Source organism: Janthinobacterium sp. 75 (assembly GCF_004365495.1).
GTDB lineage: Bacteria > Pseudomonadota > Gammaproteobacteria > Burkholderiales > Burkholderiaceae_D > Janthinobacterium.
This window is the reverse complement of the sequence record NZ_SORD01000001.1, coordinates 3420133-3438806: the sequence shown is the minus strand read 5'-3', so window position 1 is coordinate 3438806 and position 18674 is coordinate 3420133. Positions and strand designations below refer to the sequence as shown.

General features: G+C 62.7%; 15 protein-coding genes. 8 read left to right on the top strand and 7 right to left on the bottom strand.

The window, feature by feature from the left end:
* Window positions 1–284: 284 nt before the first annotated feature.
* The 4 genes from C8C89_RS15700 to C8C89_RS15685 form a co-directional block, all read right to left on the bottom strand.
* Entirely contained in the window at window positions 285–488 is a 204-nt protein-coding gene (locus C8C89_RS15700; protein ID WP_010398811.1) for a cold-shock protein, read from the bottom strand.
* A gap of 298 nt (window positions 489–786) precedes the next feature.
* Window positions 787–1149, bottom strand: a complete 363-nt coding sequence (locus tag C8C89_RS15695) for an Hpt domain-containing protein (protein WP_101481628.1) — start codon at window positions 1147–1149, stop codon at window positions 787–789.
* Window positions 1150–1171: 22 nt separating this feature from the next.
* On the bottom strand, window positions 1172–1822 hold the full coding sequence (gene upp, locus C8C89_RS15690) for a uracil phosphoribosyltransferase (protein ID WP_010398816.1): 651 nt from the start codon (window positions 1820–1822) through the stop codon (window positions 1172–1174).
* A 145-nt stretch (window positions 1823–1967) separates the two neighbouring features.
* Window positions 1968–3650: an isovaleryl-CoA dehydrogenase gene (locus C8C89_RS15685; RefSeq protein ID WP_133990874.1), complete on the bottom strand. Its 1683-nt coding sequence runs from the start codon at window positions 3648–3650 to the stop codon at window positions 1968–1970.
* A gap of 395 nt (window positions 3651–4045) precedes the next feature.
* Here C8C89_RS15685 and C8C89_RS15680 point away from each other — a divergent pair, with 395 nt between their 5' ends.
* Window positions 4046–5785, top strand: a complete 1740-nt coding sequence (locus C8C89_RS15680) for an EAL domain-containing protein (protein WP_133990872.1) — start codon at window positions 4046–4048, stop codon at window positions 5783–5785.
* Entirely contained in the window at window positions 5782–7278 is a 1497-nt protein-coding gene (locus tag C8C89_RS15675) for an HDOD domain-containing protein (RefSeq protein ID WP_101481630.1), read from the top strand. Before C8C89_RS15680 ends, C8C89_RS15675 begins: the two co-directional genes overlap by 4 nt.
* Before the next feature lie 120 nt (window positions 7279–7398).
* On the opposite strand, the gene aroC is transcribed toward C8C89_RS15675, so the two are convergent.
* Window positions 7399–8493, bottom strand: a complete 1095-nt coding sequence (aroC, locus tag C8C89_RS15670) for a chorismate synthase (RefSeq protein ID WP_101481631.1) — start codon at window positions 8491–8493, stop codon at window positions 7399–7401.
* 424 nt (window positions 8494–8917) lie between these two features.
* On the opposite strand from aroC, the gene C8C89_RS15665 reads away from it, so the two are divergent.
* Window positions 8918–11176 (top strand): EAL domain-containing protein, encoded by a 2259-nt coding sequence (locus C8C89_RS15665; RefSeq protein WP_133990870.1) that lies wholly within the window; start codon window positions 8918–8920, stop codon window positions 11174–11176.
* A 69-nt stretch (window positions 11177–11245) separates the two neighbouring features.
* Here the strand turns inward: C8C89_RS15665 and C8C89_RS15660 are convergent, their stop codons facing one another.
* Both C8C89_RS15660 and C8C89_RS15655 read right to left on the bottom strand, forming a co-directional pair.
* The gene (locus tag C8C89_RS15660; RefSeq protein ID WP_010398828.1) at window positions 11246–11692 is read right to left on the bottom strand and encodes a CBS domain-containing protein; all 447 of its coding nucleotides are present in this window, start codon (window positions 11690–11692) and stop codon (window positions 11246–11248) included.
* 128 nt (window positions 11693–11820) lie between these two features.
* The gene (locus C8C89_RS15655; protein ID WP_133990868.1) at window positions 11821–12444 is read right to left on the bottom strand and encodes a 2OG-Fe(II) oxygenase; all 624 of its coding nucleotides are present in this window, start codon (window positions 12442–12444) and stop codon (window positions 11821–11823) included.
* A 282-nt stretch (window positions 12445–12726) separates the two neighbouring features.
* On the opposite strand from C8C89_RS15655, the gene C8C89_RS15650 reads away from it, so the two are divergent.
* Genes C8C89_RS15650 through C8C89_RS15630 form a run of 5 tightly spaced genes read left to right on the top strand, consistent with a single transcriptional unit; the run spans window position 12727 to window position 18670 of the window.
* Window positions 12727–14037 (top strand): O-acetylhomoserine aminocarboxypropyltransferase, encoded by a 1311-nt coding sequence (locus C8C89_RS15650; RefSeq protein ID WP_133990866.1) that lies wholly within the window; start codon window positions 12727–12729, stop codon window positions 14035–14037.
* A gap of 1 nt (window position 14038) precedes the next feature.
* Window positions 14039–14851, top strand: coding sequence for an alpha/beta hydrolase (locus tag C8C89_RS15645; protein WP_133990864.1), 813 nt, complete (start codon window positions 14039–14041; stop codon window positions 14849–14851).
* A gap of 34 nt (window positions 14852–14885) precedes the next feature.
* A complete protein-coding gene (locus tag C8C89_RS15640; protein ID WP_133990862.1) occupies window positions 14886–16280 on the top strand; it encodes a PoNe immunity protein domain-containing protein in 1395 nt (464 codons plus the stop codon).
* 29 nt (window positions 16281–16309) lie between these two features.
* Complete coding sequence (locus C8C89_RS15635) at window positions 16310–18301, top strand: WG repeat-containing protein (RefSeq protein WP_133990860.1); 1992 nt, start codon at window positions 16310–16312, stop codon at window positions 18299–18301.
* 54 nt (window positions 18302–18355) lie between these two features.
* On the top strand, window positions 18356–18670 hold the full coding sequence (locus tag C8C89_RS15630; protein WP_133990858.1) for a hypothetical protein: 315 nt from the start codon (window positions 18356–18358) through the stop codon (window positions 18668–18670).
* Window positions 18671–18674: the final 4 nt, after the last annotated feature.

Here is an 18674-nt window from a genome sequence, read left to right as displayed (position 1 = left end):
TGCGCGTCGGCACAAGCCTCCTGCGATGCACACCGCCTCGGCGGCCCCGTACTGACGACGGTTCCGCTTCTCGGCCAAATCTGACTTCCGCTCGCGATGGTGTTGTGCAGCGTCGTGACGTCAATGGAGCAAATCGCAGCGGCGCAGCCTGGCCCCTGACGAAAAGTACGCAAAAAGAGCTGAGGAACCCATAAAACACACGCAAAACCCATGCTTCACGGAAATTTAGGCGAAAAAAAATCCTCGGAGACCGAGGATTTCTTTATTTCGTTTGATCCAGCGTATTAGATTGGCTGAATGTTCGAAGCTTGCTTGCCTTTAGGGCCAGCGGTCACTTCAAAAGAAACACGTTGGTTCTCTTGCAGGGACTTGAAGCCGTTCGACTGGATAGCCGAGAAGTGAGCGAACAGATCTTCGCCGCCTTCGTCAGGGGTAATAAAGCCGAAACCCTTCGAATCATTGAACCATTTTACGATGCCAGTTGCCATTACAATTTCCTATTTCAGTTAAGTTGGGCTTGCGCCCGTTATATCGTTTGAAGCAAGAAAGAAATGACAGACTAACTGCACTACTACCTCGAATCCAACGATGTCCAATTATACCAACAAAACCGAGAAAAACCATTCTTTCGCAAAATAAACTTGCGAACACTACTTTGATAGCCAAATCCCAGTCTTGCGGCGCCCCGTACCAGCGGCTTGAAGACACTATATCCTAATCTGCGACGCCGATGCTTTGCGTTGCATCAAATGAATCATAGTAACCACAATGCCTAGCTGTACTTATTCACACGCTGAAATGGGTGGCGCCCGCGTCGCGTGCGGCCCAGTGCAACAAGGCCTCCACTTGCCCCCGCACGGAGGGCCATTCCGCCACCGCCTGCGCCGGCGCATTGAGCATGGCGCGCACCTGCTGTTCGATGCGCCGGCATTCCTGGCCCAGCGCAGCGAAACCGAAGGTGGCGGCCGAGCCGGCAACCGCATGCAGCGCACGGTGCAGCTCCGTCAACGGTTCCAGGCGAGGGCCTTCGCTATCGCAGCGGCCGCTGGCCTGCGTGATCGCTTGCATCAGGGCTGGCACGCCGGCCGCATACTTCTCGTTCAGGGCGCGCAAACGCGCGCGATAATCCGGGTCGATCAAGGTTGCCATCGCAATACTCGCCTGAATGCGCTTACTTGGTGCCGAAGATGCGGTCGCCGGCATCGCCCAGGCCCGGCACGATGTAGGCGTGATCATCCAGGTGCGAATCAAGCGAGGCGCAGAACATCTTGACGTTCGGATGCGCGTTCTGGAACACGGTCACGCCTTCCGGTGCGGCCACCAGCGCCAGGAAGATGATCTGCTCGTCCGTCACGCCCCGCTTCTTCAGCACGTCAACGGCGTACACGGCCGAATTGCCGGTCGCCACCATCGGGTCGCACAGAATGAAGGTGCGCTCGTTCAGGTCCGGCAGGCGCACCAGGTATTCCACCGGCATATGCGTGGCCGGGTCGCGGTACACGCCGATGTGACCCACGCGGGCCGATGGCACCAGGTTCAGCAAGCCATCGCTCATGCCGATGCCGGCGCGCAGGATGGGCACAATCGCCAGTTTCTTGCCTGCAATAACAGGCGCGTCTATGGTCACCAGCGGCGTCTTGATTTCGCGCGTGGTCAACGGCAGGTCGCGCGTGATTTCATAGCCCATCAGCAAGGTGATTTCCTTGAGCAATTCGCGGAAGGTACGCGTCGACGTGTCGTGCTCGCGCATGTGGCTCAGTTTGTGCTGGATCAATGGATGATCGGTAATGAACAAATTCGGGAAGCGTGGATCTTGTTTCATCTTGTTTTTCTTTCTCTGCTATCTGGCGCGGCGGCAAGCATGGCCGCAGGCGCGTTGTGTGTCGATAAAATGATGGATTGCCGCATTATCCCAGCCCACAGCCCGCCTGTGGCTGGAATTTTCGAAATAATCGGATTTATCGGGGTCAATACTCGCGCAGAGCGCGCCTCAGGATAGCCGCGCAATCAGTGCCCGCCGGCAAGCGCCCATACGCGCCACCCGGCGCTTGCACCAGGCGCGACTGCAGGAATGCCTGCGCAACGAAGGGCGGCGCATGGCGCAGCAGCAATTCCGCCTGCACGGCCAGCACGATGCGCTCAGATAATTGCCTGGCGCCAAATTCATCGGCCTGCGGCCCGTCCAGTTCGGCCATCAGGCGCGTCCGGTACTCAGCAAAGGCGGCGTCGGTATCGCCGGCCAGCGCCAGCTCGGCCGCCAGGGCGTCGCGCGCGGCCGGCGACTTGCCGAAAGCGCGCAAGACGTCGAGACACATGACGTTGCCCGAACCCTCCCAGATCGAGTTGACGGGCAGCTCCCGATACAGGCGCGCCAGCGGCGCATCTTCCACATAGCCAGTGCCGCCCAGCACCTCCATGGCTTCCGCGCCGAAGCCGGGACCGCGCTTGCAAATCCAGTACTTGCCGGCCGGTGTCAGCACGCGGGCCAGCATGGCTTGCTGCGGATCGTCCTTTTCATCGAAACAACGGGCCAGGCGCAGGGCAAACGCGGTGGCGGCTTCGGATTCAAGCGCCAGGTCGGCCAGCACGTTCTGCATCAGGGGCTGCTCGACCAGCGGCTTGCCGAACACGGCCCGCTGGCGCGCATGATGCAGCGCCTGCGTCAGGGCGGCGCGCATGATGCCGGTGCTGCCCAGCACGCAATCGAGGCGCGTGTGGCTGGCCATTTCCAGGATGGTGGGAATGCCCCGCCCCGGCTGGCCCACCAGCCAGCCGTAGGCATTGGCAAATTCCACTTCCGACGAGGCATTCGAGCGGTTGCCCAGCTTATCTTTCAGGCGCTGTACACGGATGGCATTGCGGCTGCCGTCGGGCAGGTAGCGGGGCAAAAAGAAACAGGACAATCCCCCCTCTTCCGCCTGCGCCAGGATCAGATGGGCATCGCACTGCGGCGCCGAGAAAAACCATTTGTGGCCGACGATGCGCCAGGCGCCGCCAGCCTCGTCGCCGAACAGGGCCCGCGCCTCGTCCGGCGGCACGGGTACGGCGCGCGTGGTATTGCTGCGCACATCCGAGCCGCCCTGCTTTTCCGTCATGCCCATGCCGACCAGGGCGCCACGCTTCTGTTCCACGGGCAGGGAGCGGGGATCGTATTCGCGCGAGAGGATTTTCGGCAGCCAGCGCTGCGCGATTTGCGGCAGATCAAGGGCCTGGCGCAAGGCGGGCACCGAGGCATACGTCATCGTCACGGGACACTGCGTGCCGTTTTCCACCTGTCCTACTAATAGATAGGCGGCCGCGCGCGCCACCTGGGCACCGGGCCCTGGCGACGCCCAGGGCGCAGCGTGCACGCCGGCGCCCACGAGGATAGCCATCAGCTCATGCCAGGCCGGATGGAATAGCACTTCGTCGATGCGGCGCCCGGCCCGGTCGAACTGCTGCAGCTCGGGCGTATGGATATTGGCCAAGCGCGCCAGCGCGTAGGTCTCGGCGTGGCCCAGCTTTTCGCCCAGCGCGTCGAGCTCCTGCAGCGCGGCGCCTCCGCCCTCGCGCAGCAGCGCTTCGATCAGCGCGGGATCGCTGGCGAACAGATTGACGTTTTCAAACGGCGTGGCCTGGTTGAAAACTTCATGCGTGTCAAAGGCATTCATGGGGGTCTCCCGCGTTTTGTTATCATGGCGCCCTTGCCGTCGCTGGCGCACCGTCAACACCGTCTGCCAGCCAGACTAGCCTAAAGCGCATGTCAGGGCAAGCGCGCTACAGGAGACAGGTGCGGCAGAAAGTTTCCACAGGGAACGAAATGCCTGCACGTGTGGCGCGGGATGATTTTTTTCATGGAAGACAGGAATATTTACAAAACCTGAAGTAATGTTGCTCTATTTCATGTAATCGAATGCTTTTCAATGATACATTTCGTGTAGATCGCGTTCAGATATTTGCCCGCCGGCCCGCTGTGGCGCGCGTAGCGCACGATGCACTGTTTCCGTTGGCGCCCTGCCCTGCAGCGAGCGCCGGCACTGATAATAAAAAGGTAAAAGCCAGCACGATGTTTTCCAGTACCCCATCCGCCGCCCACCGCGAGGCACGCCACGAGTTGGACAACCTCATGGAAGAGGCCGGCGACGTCGTGTTCCGGCTCGATACGGACGGCCTGATCCTGTTCGCCAGCAAGCGCGCAGCTACCTTGTTCGGCGCACCATCGGGCCTGACCGGCCATTTGCTGCTGCCGCTGGCGGCCGAAGCGTCGCGCGCGGCGCTGCAGGCCGCGCTGGAAGATTCCCTGGAAGAACCTGGACGCCTGGAAGTGCGCCTGCAAACGCCGGACCAGGAAATCTGGTTCGAGCTGCGCCTGTCTTCTTATATGAACGCGGACGGCATCGCCGAATTGCTGGTGGTCGGGCGCGACACGTCGGCCCAGCACAACACGGAAGAACGCTTGCGCCACATGGCCACGCACGACGCGCTCACCGGCCTGCCGAACCGCCTGTTGCTGTCGGACCGTATCCGCATGGTCATCGCCCAGGCGGCGCGTTCGGGCCAGGGGTTTTCGGTCGCCACCATCGGTCTCGATGGTTTTAAAAAGGTCAACGATGGCCTGGGCCACCCCGTCGGCGACGCCGTGCTGCGCCTGGCCGCCGCGCGCCTGCGCAAGACCTTGCGCGACAGCGATACCCTGGCGCGCGTGGGCGGGGATGAATTTGTCGCCGTGCTGCCCGGCAGCGCTACCGATGCGCAAATCAAGCTGGTGACGGGCCGCCTGCTGGCCACCCTGCAAGCGCCTTTCGAAGTCGATGGCCACACGATTTACGTGGGAGCGTCCGTCGGTGTATCGATCTATCCGCAGCATGCGGAAGATGAAGTGCGCCTGGTGGCGCTGGCCGATGCAGCCATGTCGCGCGCCAAGGAAACGGGCAAGGCCCGCTGCCTGGTCTATAGCCCGCGCCTGAATGGCCCGTCGGAACATGATATTTCGCTGGAAGCGGCCATGTTTCACGCCGTGCGCGAAGGAGAATTTCTGCTCTTTTACCAGCCCATCGTCGATGCGCACACGCGGCAAATCCAGGGTTTCGAAACCCTGATGCGCTGGAAACACCCGACCCTGGGCCTGGTGCCGCCCGTGCGTTTCATCCCGATCGCCGAAGCCAATGGCTTGATCAACCTGCTGGGCGCCTGGGCGCTAAAGGCGGCCTGCGTGCAGCTCAAGCAGTTCCAGGAAGTGGCCAAGCGGCCGCTGTACATCTCCGTCAATATCAGCCCGCGCCAGTTCCGCAACGACAAATTCCTCGACGTGCTAGATGACGCCATCGCGTTTTCAGGACTCTCCGGCGAACACCTGGTGCTGGAAATTACGGAAGGCACCCTGATGATCGACCCAGTGCATGCGGAAACCATCCTCGTCAAGATGACGGAGCGCCGCGCGCGCATCGCCATCGACGATTTCGGCACCGGCTATTCCTCTCTCGCGTATCTGAAGCGCTTCCCCATTTCCGTACTGAAGATCGACCGTACCTTCATCAAGGACTTGCCCGAATCGAGCAAGGATGCGGCCATCTGCAACACCATTCTCGACCTGGCCAAGCATTTGAATTTGTCCGTGGTGGCTGAAGGCGTGGAAACGGAGGAGCAGATGCACTTCATGGAGTCGCGCGGCTGCCAGTATGTGCAAGGCTACTTGACGGGCAAGCCGATGCCGGCCCATGCCGCGCTATCGGCCTTGAGCGAAAAAACCTATGCGGCGCTGGTGCCCACGCCGTCTGCCAACGAACAGCGCGGAGGGGGGCAATGAATCCAGGTCATTTCACAGTGCCGACACAGCTCGGCAAAAACACCCTGGACCTGCTGTGGGCACGCACGCGCCAGCAGGGCGACATGCCCGGCTTCGCCAAGGCCATCAGCGCCATTCTGGGGGCCATGCGCGGCGAGGATGACCACGAATTCGATATCACGCAAACGGTGCTGTCGGATCCTGTCCTCACGCACAAGGTGCTCAGGCTGGCCAACAGCGGCATGTACTCGGCCTTCGGCCAGCGGGTCAACACCGTCTCGAAGGCCGTGCTGGTGCTGGGCATCGACGCCATCGGCCATCTGGCGCTGGGCCTGAAACTGATCGAGGAGCTGTCGCAGGCGTCGCCCGACTCCGTCAGCGCCCACGTGGAAATGGAAAAGGCCGTGCTGGCCGGGATGGTGGCGCAGCAGGTAGCCACCAGCGCCGGCAGCTTGCAGGCGGAGCAAGCCGTCGTCTGTTCGATGCTGCACACCCTGGGGCGCATGATGGTGACGTTCTACATGACGGACTTCTGGGCGCGCATGCAGGCGCATGCGGGTCCCGGCAATGAAGCGGCCGCCGCGCGCGAAATCCTTGGCCTGTCGCTGCCGGAAGTGGGCTATGCCACGGCCGCCCACTGGGGCTTGCCGCAGCACCTGATCAACGGCATGCGTCCGATGGACCCGTCGCCCGACAACGCGCCCGTCAGCGGCGCCGACTGGATGGCAGGATTGTCGACCATGGCGGCGCGCTGCGCCGACTCGCTGTGGCATGACGATGCGGCCGGCGCGGCGCAGGTGCATGCGCTGATCGACGACTATGCGGGCACCCTGGGCATCACGGCGACGGACCTCGTGGTGGCCGTGGACAAGGCCAAGGCGATGGCGGCGGCCGACCTGTCGATCGCGCCCCTGTCGAAACCGGCCGAACGGCGCGCGCGCCAGCTGGCCTCGACGCGCATGCGCGCCGAAGGCAATCGCGTCTTGATCAGCGGCCTGGCAGACCTGCGCGGCGCCATCGGCAGCGCCAACCCGGGCCAAATGGTCTCGATGGCGCTCGAAACGCTGCACCAGGGCTTTGATTTCTCGCGCTCGGTGGCTTTCGTGCGCAACCACCGGGATCATTTGTACTCGGCGCGCATCAGCATGGGCGAAGGCATGGCCGACCTGCAGGACTTGATGGTATTTGGCGACACGTATGAACCGAACGTGTTCCACGCGGCCCTCAATAGCGACCGCGTGATCTTCATCGACAATGCGCGCGACCCGAAATTTGCCGCCAAGCTGCCGCAATGGTGGAAAGCCACGCTGTCGGAGGCGCGCAGCTTCGTTGTGCTGCCCCTGTCGGCCAACGGCCACCCCACGGGGTTCCTGTACGGCGACTGGGACGACAGCTTCCCGCCGATCCAGCTGAACCAGACTGAATTCAACCTGATCAACGATATCAGGGCGTTACTGGTGCAGTCGGTGGAGATGCGCCACCAGCTCGAGCTGGTGGCAAATAAGGTAGCGTGACAGAAAACGCCAACGATGTTGTCGGATTACGCGGGGCGATGCCCCGCTAATCCGACCTGCACTTGGCGTGGGTCGTAGGTCGGATTAGGGCCGCAGGCCCGTCATCCGACAACATTCAACTTACTTCAACTTCGGCGTATTCACCGACACATCGCCGCATTGCGCGCGGTGCATCAGCGCATGGTCGATCAGCACCAAGGCCAGCATGGCTTCGGCGATCGGCGTGGCACGGATCCCCACGCAGGGGTCGTGGCGGCCGAAGGTTTCCACCATCACGGGATTGCCCTCTTTATCGATCGAGCGGCGCGGCGTGCGGATCGACGACGTTGGCTTGATGGCAATCGACACTTTGACATCCTGTCCCGTCGAGATACCACCGAGTACGCCACCGGCGTTATTGCCGATAAAACCTTCCGGCGTCAGTTCGTCGCCGTGCTCGGAACCCTTTTGCGCCACCGAATCGAAACCGGCGCCGATTTCCACGCCCTTGACGGCATTGATGCCCATCATGGCGTAGGCGATGTCCGCGTCAAGCTTGTCGTAGATGGGCTGGCCCAGGCCGACCGGCACGTTTTGCGCGATCACGTCGATGCGCGCACCGATGGAATCGCCGTCGCGGCGCAATTGATCCATGGCCTCCTCCATGCGCGCGATCAGGTCCGCGTCGCCGCTGGCGGCAAAGAACGGATTCGCATGCACGTGTTCCCAGGACTGGAATGGCACGGCAATATCGCCCAACTGGCTCATGCAGCCCTTGAAAGTGGTGCCGTATTGCTGCAGCAGCCATTTCTTGGCGATGGCAGCCGCGCCCACGACGGGCGCCGTCAGGCGCGCCGAGGAGCGCCCGCCGCCGCGCGGGTCACGCACGCCGTATTTATGCCAGTAGGTGTAATCGGCGTGGCCGGGGCGGAAGCTTTCCGCGATATTGCCGTAATCCTTGCTGCGCTGGTCTTCATTGCGGATCAGCAGCGCGATGGGCGTACCCGTCGTCACACCCTGGTACACGCCCGAGAGAATCTCCACCGTATCCGATTCCTGACGCTGCGTCACGTGGCGCGACGTGCCCGGCTTGCGGCGGTCCAGCTCGGGCTGGATATCGGCTTCCGACAGGACCAAGCCCGGCGGACAGCCATCGATCACGCAACCGATGGCCGGGCCATGCGATTCGCCGAAAGTGGTAACAGTAAACAGTTTGCCAAAAGAATTGCCGGACATAGTAGGAAGTGTGAAAGACTGGAAAACTCAATTCTACCAGCCTGCGGGGCATGCCATGCCGCTAATGCCGCAGCAAGGCCCGATATTCCCCAGCCCACATCGCCATTTTTATATCCCGTGTGTTTTTTTCAACTAAAAAACACCAAGTATGAGTTGCAATCATGCAATACAAGAAATATTGCTCGACGGAATAGATTTAAAAAAACATTTTGCTTGTTAAATAGCTATATACTTGAACGATAGCGCGCCGACCATGTCCGATGCCAAGCCGGATTTGGGCTGCGCCGAGAGCACGTCACAACATGCCCGGGGCTAGGCGTCGTTGCCGAAGACAGTACGCGAGTACGGCGAGGCAGCGCAACAACACCATGGGCTTCTTTGACGTGCTCGTAAAAAATATCGAGTCATCTTGGAGAAGCTATACATGCCCGCACCGATCATCCCCCTTGACGCCAACAAGGACGATCACGACGACCTGGTATTCCTCGATGAGCAACCAGCGCCGCTGGCCGTCGCACCGCGCAGCGTCTGGCGGGTGATGATCATCGACGACGATGAAGACGTCCACTCCACCACCACTTTCGCCCTGGGCAACCTGGAAATGCAGCACCGCCCGCTAGAATTCGTGCATGCGTATTCAGCCGGCCAGGCGCGCGAACGGCTCAAGCATGAAGACGACATCGCTGTCATCCTGCTCGACGTGGTGATGGAACAGGATGACGCGGGCCTGCACCTGGTACGCTACATTCGCGAAACCCTGAAGATGACGGATGTGCGCATCATCCTGCGCACGGGCCAGCCCGGCTATGCACCGGAAATCGACGCCATCCGTGATTTCGACATCAACGATTACAAGACCAAGTCCGAATTGACACGCATCAAGCTGTTTACCACGGTGACGGCGGCCATCCGCTCGTACGAGCAGATACGTTCGATCAGCAACAGCCGGCGCGGCCTGGGCCAGATCGTCCACGCCAGCACGCAGCTGATGGCGCTGCACGGCGTGCAAAATTTCTCGGCCGGCGTGCTGGCGCAGATCGCCGACCTGCTGGACATCCGCGCCGACGGCGTGCTGTGCGTGCAAGACTTGCAGGACAGCGGCGCCAGGGAGCTGCTCGTCTCGGCCTGCACGGGCAGCTTTTCCGGCTTGCCGCACAGCGCGCTGTGCGGCCTGCAAAACCCCCGCGTGATGGCGGCCATCGAACACACGCTGGCGCAGCGGCGCAATGTCTACACGCACGACTACGCCACCCTGTACTTCGCGGGCAAGGCCAGCCGCGACGCGGCCGCCTACCTGGTGCTGCCGCGCCCCCTCTCGGCCATCGATGAAAGCCTGCTGGAAGTGTTCTGCAGCAACGTCGCCGTGGGCCTGGACAATGTCGAACTGGTATCGCACCTGCACAATGCTGCCTTCTACGACCAGTTATCGAAGCTGCCCAACCGCACGCGCCTGGTGGAAATCCTCGACGCTGCCCTGGCCGGTCCGGCGCGCGACGACGCCACACTGGCGCTGGTCGATCTCGACCACTTTGCCGAGACCAACGACGCGCTGGGACACCAGTTCGGCGACACCCTGCTGATCGCCGTGGCGGGCCGCCTGCAAACCCAGCTCGGGGCCCAGCTGACCGTGGCGCGCCTGGGCGGCGACATCTTTTGCGTGCTGGGCGACTCCTCGCAAGTCAATCCGGCCAATATCCTGGCCCTGTTCCAGGCGCCGTTCAGCATCGATGGCCAGGATGTGCAGCTGTCGGCCACCCTGGGCCTGGTACGGCTGGGCGAACATGCGGGCACGGGCGCCGATGCGCTGAAGGATGCCGATATCGCCTTGAAACGGGCAAAAAGCCAGCAGCGCGCCGGTCACTTCTATTTCTCGCGCAGCATGGGCATCGAAATCCGCGAACGGGTGCGCATGATGCACGCGCTGCGCACGGCCTTCAGCCAGGACCAGCTGTTTGTCGTCTACCAGCCGCAGATCGACCTGACCACGCGCCGCCCGGTAGGCGCCGAAGCGCTGCTGCGCTGGCAGACGCCGGATGGCAAATTCATCTCGCCTGACCGTTTCATCCCCATCGCCGAGTATTCGGGCATCATCATCGACCTGGGCGAATGGGTGCTGCGCACGGCCTGCCGCGAACTGGTGCTGCTGCGCGAACAGGGCCACCGCAACTTCGTCATGTCCGTCAACGTGTCGCAAGTGCAGTTCCGCCACCCCCTGTTCCTGGAAATGCTGCGCGCGGCGCTGGAAGAGACACAGGCGCCGCCCGAGTTCATCGAGCTGGAAATCACGGAATCGATGGCCATGGAAGAGCCGGACATGCTGATCAAGATGTTGTGGCAGATCAAGCAGACGGGCGTCAGCATCGCCATCGATGACTTCGGCACGGGCTTTTCCTCACTATCGTACCTGCAGCGGCTGCAAGTCGACCGCCTGAAAATCGACCGCGCGTTCGTGACGGAAATCACGGGTTCCGCGCGTGGCAGCAGCATCGCCGAAATGGTCATCCAGCTAGGCCGCAACCTGGGCCTGGCCGTGATCGCCGAAGGCGTGGAAGACGAGCGGCAAGCACAAATTTTGCAGGCGCTGGGGTGTCCCATGGCGCAAGGTTTCCTGTTCGCCCGCCCCATGACGGCCACGGCGCTGGGCACCTGGCTGAACAACGAGGCGCTGCAGGGCGCGGCATAGGCGCCACTCGCCCCTGCAATGCAAAACGCCGGCAGTTGCCGGCGTTGCTTTTTATTGCATGAGTGAACCTTAGTCGGTAGTTTCGGCCGGCCAGTCGCGGATATACGCCTTGAGCATCTGGTTTTCAAAGCTTTGCGCTTCGAGCACGGCGCGCGCCACGTCGTAAAAAGAGATAACGCCCAGCAAGGTCTTGGCGTTCATGACGGGCAGGTAGCGCGCATGCTTTTCCAGCATGATGCGGCGCACTTCGTTCACTTCCGTATCCGGGGTGACGGTGATCGGGTGGTCGTCCATGTGCTTGCGCACGGTGCCGCCGCCGATCTGGCCCGCGTTTTCATGCAAGGCATTCAATACTTCGCGGAAGGTCAGCATACCGACCAGGTCGCCAAATTCCATGACCACCAGCGAACCGATGTCTTTTTCAGCCATGGTATTGGCCGCGTCAAGCAGGGGCTGGTCAGGCGTGACCGTGTAGAGGATGTTGCCCTTGACTTGGAGAATTTCAGATACTTTCATATTGGCCGTCCTGTCCGCGTGATTGGTATTTTAGTTATTCTAGCCCTTACTGCGACTGTAGCCTATGCCTGCGGAAAAATCCAGCCTTGCGCGCAATCAAATCGAAGAGGATTGCGCGCAACTTTTCATCACGCGCGGCGGCGGAACCAGCCTGCGATCGAAAGGCGTTCATGCGCCGTCGGCAGCACCTCGTGCAGCATCTCGCCCGACAGGAACATGGCCATGCGGCCAGCTACCGGCGCGATATCCACGTGGTCGCCGTCCTGCGGGTGCAAACGCAGCGCGCCGCCGTGTTCGGGCAGCCAGTCGTCGTTCAGGTACAGCACGACGGACACAGTGCGCTTGTCGTCGTCGCGGAAACGGTCCAGATGGGCGCGGTAAAAGGCGCCCGGCGCATACAGGGCGAAATGGCTTTCGTACTCGTCCAGCCCCAGGAACAGCTCACGGTTGAGTACCTGGCGCAAGGCTTCCATGTGTTCCAGATAGCGGTCACAGACCTCTGAACGGCCCGCTTCCAGCCATGCGATATGGTCGCCGCGGATATCCGGCTGCAGCAGCGGCGCATGACCACCGCCCACGCCGGCACCCTTCATTTTGCCGCTGAGCATGGCCTGCACGCATTCGGCGGCCAACTGGTGGCTGAGCTCAGGGGAGATAAAATGCTCTTGCATGTGCCAGCCTGCGCGGCACAGGCCGTCGACGATAGACGGTCCGGGCACGGCTAGGTCGCCGTCGAACGATATTGCGGGCATAAAATCTTTCCTGGTGGACATGCATGAGAGTGCGCCTGAAGCCCAGGATTTCGTTCGCTTGCAGCTGCTTCCTGGCGGTGCGGCGCACGCGCGAAGGTCGAACAGCCCGAATATCACTGACACGGCATCCTACCACCGCCACGCAGTGCCGGTCACATTTTTTCGACTTCAAGTTACACGCACGGCCCGCCAGGACGGCGCCATGCGCCCTGCACGCCAGCCCTTTTACTCAGCGACAAATCAGGTTACGATCTTGCCACTATAAAACTTGGCGGAGACACCATGAGCGGCCCGAAATACCCCGGTTTCGACACTTTATCCCTGCATGCGGGCGCGGCGCCCGACCCTGCCACGGGCGCGCGCGCCACGCCCATCCATTTCACCTCCTCGTTTGCCTTCAAGAGTTCGGAACATGCGGCCTCGCTGTTCAACATGGAACGGGCCGGCCACGTGTACTCGCGCATGTCGAACCCCACCAACGCCGTGCTGGAAGAGCGCATCGCCGCGCTGGAAGGTGGCGTGGCCGGCATCGCCACGGCCAGCGGCCAGGCCGCCATGCACCTGGGTTTATGCACCATCGCCGGCGCCGGCTCGCACATCGTTGCCTCGCGCGCCCTGTACGGCGGCTCGCACAACCTGCTGGCCTACACATTAAAACGCTTCGGCATCGAGACGACGTTTGTCGACCCGCGCGACGTGGATGCCTGGCGCAGTGCGATACGCCCAAATACGAAAGTGCTGTTTGCCGAAACCCTGGGCAATCCCGGCCTCGACGTGCTCGATATCCCGACAATTGCCGCCCTGGCGCACGAACACCAGCTACCGCTGATGCTCGATTCAACGTTTACCACGCCGTATTTGCTGCGCCCCTTCGAGCATGGCGCCGACCTGGTGTTCCACTCGGCCACCAAGTTCCTGTGCGGGCACGGCACGGCCATCGGCGGCTTGCTGGTCGATGGCGGCACATTCGACTGGCAAGCCGCGTACGACAAGACGGGCCGTTTTGCCGAACTGTGCGAACCGTACGACGGCTTTCACGGCATGGTCTTCGCCGAGGAATCGACGGTGGCGCCGTTCGCCCTGCGCGCGCGGCGCGAAGGCTTGCGCGATTTCGGCGCCGCCATGAGCCCGCACAATGCCTTCGCCATCCTGCAGGGCATCGAAACCCTGGGCCTGCGCATGGACCGCCACGTGGCCAATACACGCAAGGTGATCGACTTCCTGCTGGCCAATCCGGCCGTGGATACCGTGTCCTACCCCGAACTGCCGTCCCACCCCGACTACGCACTGGCGAAAACCCTGCTGCCGAAAGGCGCGGGCGGCGTCTTCACGTTCCGCCTGCGCGGCGACCGCGCGGCCGGCCAGCGCTTTGTCGATAGCCTCAAGATATTCTCGCACCTGGCCAATGTGGGCGACGCCAAGTCGCTCGTCATCCACCCCGCCTCCACCACGCATTTCCGCGTGCCCGACGATCAACTGGCGCAGGCGGGCATCACGCAGGGCACCATGCGTCTGTCGGTGGGCCTGGAAGACGCAGACGATTTAATTGAAGACCTGGCCCGTGGCCTGAAACTGTCGCAGAAAGGCGCCTGAGATGTTATTCACCATCGAGAACACGAGGGCCTACTGTTATACGGGCGGCAAACCATTCAATCCGAGCCAGCCCACGGCTGTCTTCATCCACGGCGCGCAGAACGACCATTCCGTGTGGGCCCTGCAAACGCGCTATTTTGCCCACCACGGCTGGAACGTGCTGGCCGTCGACTTGCCCGGCCACGGGCGCAGCCTGGGCGCGGCGAAAACCAGCGTGGAAGCACTGGCGCGCTGGATCCTGGCCGTGCTGGACGCGGCTGGCGCGGCCAAGGCCCTGCTCATCGGCCACAGCATGGGCTCATTGATCGCGCTGGAAGCGGCGTACCTGGCGCCGGATCGCATCAGCCACCTGGCCATGCTGGGCTCCACCTACCCGATGAAAGTCTCGCCAGCGCTGCTGGAAACGGCGCTCAAGGACGAACAGGCGGCCATCGACATGGTCAATATATGGTCGCATTCGTCGATCGCGCAAAAGCCGTCGTTCCCTGGCCCCGGCTTTTATGCCATGGGCGGCGCGCGGCGCTTGAAACAGCGCATCGCCGCCCTCAACCCCGATCACGTGTTTCACACGGATTTTTTCGCCTGCAATGCCTATGCGAACGGCGAAATCGCCGCCGCTTCTGTACACTGCCCCGCTTTATTCATTTTCGGCGCGCGCGACATGATGACGCCGCCCAAGTCGACCCGGCTGCTGACAGCGGCCATAGCGCATGGCACCGTGGTGCAGGTCGACAGCGGACATGAATTGATGGCCGAGCAGCCCGATGCCGTGCTCGACGCGCTGTTTGCGTTTGCGCAAAGCACGCCGGCATGACGCCATGCCACGCACATTTTTTTAGGATAGATCGATGATGTTGTTAAATACCCTGCTCGATGAATTGACTGGCCGCGGCAGCGGCACGGAAGCGGAACGGCACGAACGCTACAACTGGCTGGAGCAGCTGCGCTGCACCAATCCCCAGGCGGACGAAAATGGCCCCATGGCCGGCATACCCAGCTACCACTGGTTCCGGCTGCCGCAGGCGCTGCAGGTGGCGGGACAGGAGTCCGACCTGCTGGCCGGTACCATGAACGCCCAGTACCTGGTCTTCGAGGGCCGCCATGCGGCGGCGTTTGCGGCCGAACTGGGGCTGCAATACGACGCCAACAACCGCATCGACCGCCCCGGCGGCATCGACGAGCTGCTCGATGCCTATGAAGAGCAGGACGACGGCAGCTGGACCACCCTGCCGAATGAAGCGCCTGCCCCACCGCTGGCCGGCTGGGACGACGTGTATTTCCGCGTGCGTGACCTGAGCGACGGCATAGCCATCCAGAGCGTGACCACCATCGCCTACGAGAGCAGCCGATTTCCCGGCTACACCCTGCTCGGCACGACCCTGGTGGGCGCAGGCGCCATCGCCCACGACGACGAGACGGCGGAATATTTGCAACAAATCTTCGCCGACTGGGCCATCCAGCGCGAATGCGCCGCTACCTGCCTGCCTTCGTCCACGCCCTGGCCATGCACGCCGCGCCAGGCCCCGCCCACACCGTTCGATTTCGCCCGCAACCTGACTTACCTGGACGCGCTGCTCGCTGCCTACGGACGCGCGCAGGCGCAGGCGGAAATCGATGGCGGCGATGACGCGTACTGGGCGTGCGCGGCCGCCAGCACGGCTTATCAGGTATTCTCGCTGCGCTACACTGCTGGCTTGCCCTTGCTTGACGTGGAAACGGCGCTGGAAACGGCGATTGCCGCCTGCGAAACGGCGCGCGCGGCCTTGGCCGCCGCCTACGATGACGACGCCTTGCCCGCCTTTGATTTCGAACAATTGACGGACTATGCGCGCACCTTGCAGTTGCTGGGCGCCGCCCTGCTGTTCGGCCGCCACGACCTGGCTGCCCGCCTGGCCGCCCTGCAAACGGCCTTCGATGGCGAAGATGGCGTGTATGAGGCACTGCTGTCGACCATCGATCCACAGCGTCCCGCCGTCGACGAATGGTATTTCGCCGAGCCCTATTCGGCCCTGTTCGAGTGCCTGGACGCGGACGATACCGCGCAGCAGCTGGAACACCTGCGACACTACCTGGCCAGCTGGCATGGCGCGCTGGTGCACGAAGACTGGTTCAACGGCCATTTGCGCGCGCAAGGCCTGGGCGGCTACTACGGCCTGTGGGCCTTCGAGGCGGCCGCCGTGGCAAAGCAGCTGGGACTCGATCGTAGCGCGCTGGCGCACTGGGTCATGCCGCCATCGCCCTGACTACCCCGTTCACCTTTACATAAATATCAATGATCAATACCGCAGCCCTGTTCAGCACCACCTTCCTGCCCGGCCAAGCCGGCTTCGACACTGACGCCGTCACGGGCCTGGCCGAATGGCGACTGGACACGCCCATGCTGTTCAAGCTGCTCATCGGCGCCGATGCGCAAACCGTCGCCTGGCCCATCTACGGCGATGGCGAAGACTGCCCCTGCGTGCTGGCCGCGCCGATGGCGCAGGCACAGGCCAGCTGGCAAGCCTTGTCCGCGCTCATGGACAAGCCGCGCGACGCGGCCGCCATCGTCGCGCGCAGCGCCATCAGCGCCCTGCTGGCCGGTGGCCAGGCGTGGCTGATCCTCGATTGCGTGCAGCTGATCCCCCACGATATCGACACGCCGGAAACCGCCGCCGCGCTCGAGGCCCTGCGCGCCGAAGCGCAAGCCTTGCACTCTGCCCTGCAGCGCGGCGACCGGGAAGCGCTGGCGCCCCTGCTGGCCGCTGGTTCTGCAGCGCCTGCGACCGGCTACTGGTCTGCGTCCGCCAGCGCGCAGCTGGCCAATGTCGAGGAACTCGGCGCGGAAGAGCTGCCTTTCCTGCAAGGCCTGGAAGTAGCGGGATGGAAGGAAGACGCGCTGTGCTATGAAGTAAGCACCGCCGGCGAACCGGCCGTCACCGGGCTGGTCACGCCTTATGGCCGCTGGATCGTGCCGCTGTCGCAGCGCTATGTCGACCTATGTGCACACGATGCGGAAGACGGCTGGATCACCTTTGCCACAGCAGACGCACCCGATGCGCACGGCGTGCTGGATCTCAATGGCACAGTGGTGCTGCCGCCCGCCCCCGGCGCCCTGTATGTGATCAGCCCCCATCTGGTACAGCAGATCGATGCAGACGGCGCCAGTCGCTTGTTGCGCTTGCCCGATGGCGCGCTGCTCATCGACAGGGTAAACAACATGTGCGAGCGCGACGACGGCTATATCGACATCGAGCGCCAGACAGACAATGACGACGAACGCAATGTCTGCGGCGTGCTCGACAAGACAGGCAAGGTCGTGGTGCCGCCCGGCTACAGCTCCGTGCAGGATTTCGGCACGAAGAAAAAAATCGCCGTCGTCAGCCAGCGCATCGCCGGGCGCTTCCTGTTTGGCCTGATCAATAGCCAGGGCGAACTGCTGGCGCCCTGCCAGTACGAAGCCATCGATAGCGCCACCACCTCGTCGCCGCCAAAAGTGCGCAAGAACCTGATCTTCGCCATCGACGCGCAAGGGCTGGCCTGCATGCTGACGCTCGATGGAAAACAGGCCTTCACGCCCCTGTATCCGCCCGCCCACCATTTGCGCGGCGTGGCCGTGCAAAGCGACTTTTTATATGTGGTCAAGGATGGCATGGCCTGGAGCATGGATTTCACGGGCCAGCTGCTGGAGCAGTTCGACACCGTGGAAAACTTCAAGGCGGCCATCACGGCCCAGTTGAGCGAGGCCATGGGGCTCAGCAAGAAAAAACCCGTCAGGCGCCGCAGCTTTACGCCCGCGCAGATCCTGGCAAAGGCTGACCGCGAGCAGTTGCGCGCCATGGCCGCCCTGCTCTTGCTGGGCGATGCGGCACTGGCCGCGCGCTGCGTGGACATCACTTTGGAAGAGCTGGCAGAGGACGTCCCGGAAGAGGAATACGAAGGCGACACACCCGAAGCGGCGTGCTTCTTCCTGCTCTGGTCCACGGCCGCCGATGCGCTGGGCCACGGCACCACCCTGGACTGGAAATCAGTCGATGAAGTGCCGCGCATCGGCCAGCATATCGGCCTGCCCGCGCTGCGGGACTTCCGCTGGACGGACCGGGAAGATGACGACGCGATGGCCGAGGGCCTGACCGCCATCGCCGCCCACCTGGCGCCGCACCAGCTGCGCCTGGTGAACATGCACGGTGGCGAAGACACGTATTACCTGGGCGTGGTGCGCGCGTCCGATGCGTCGGCGTTCAGCAAGTTGGCGCTGCAGGCGGCCTTGCGGCCCGTGCTGCTGTAAGTTTTTCCACCCGGCGGCGGCCATGCGGCCACGCCAGTTCAAGACAAGGTAGCCATGCGCGCGAAAAAATTCATCGATGATGTCGTCGCATCCAATGCTTCGCTGCTAGCGCTATATGCGCAGGGACGCGAGGGACAGACCCGGCTTGGCGCCCTGCTCGACGGGCTGGCACTGGCCGAGGGGCAGCGCGAGCAAATCCTGGCGATGCTCAAGCTGGCGATCGATGACACCACCTACCAACTGGTGTGTGGCATCGAGGGCAGCGCCTCGCTCGGCGACAGCCAGCACGATTACACGCTGCTCGACGAAGAGGGCAACACGCTGACGGGCGCACTCGATACCCTGCTGTACGACAGACTGAACACCTGATCGT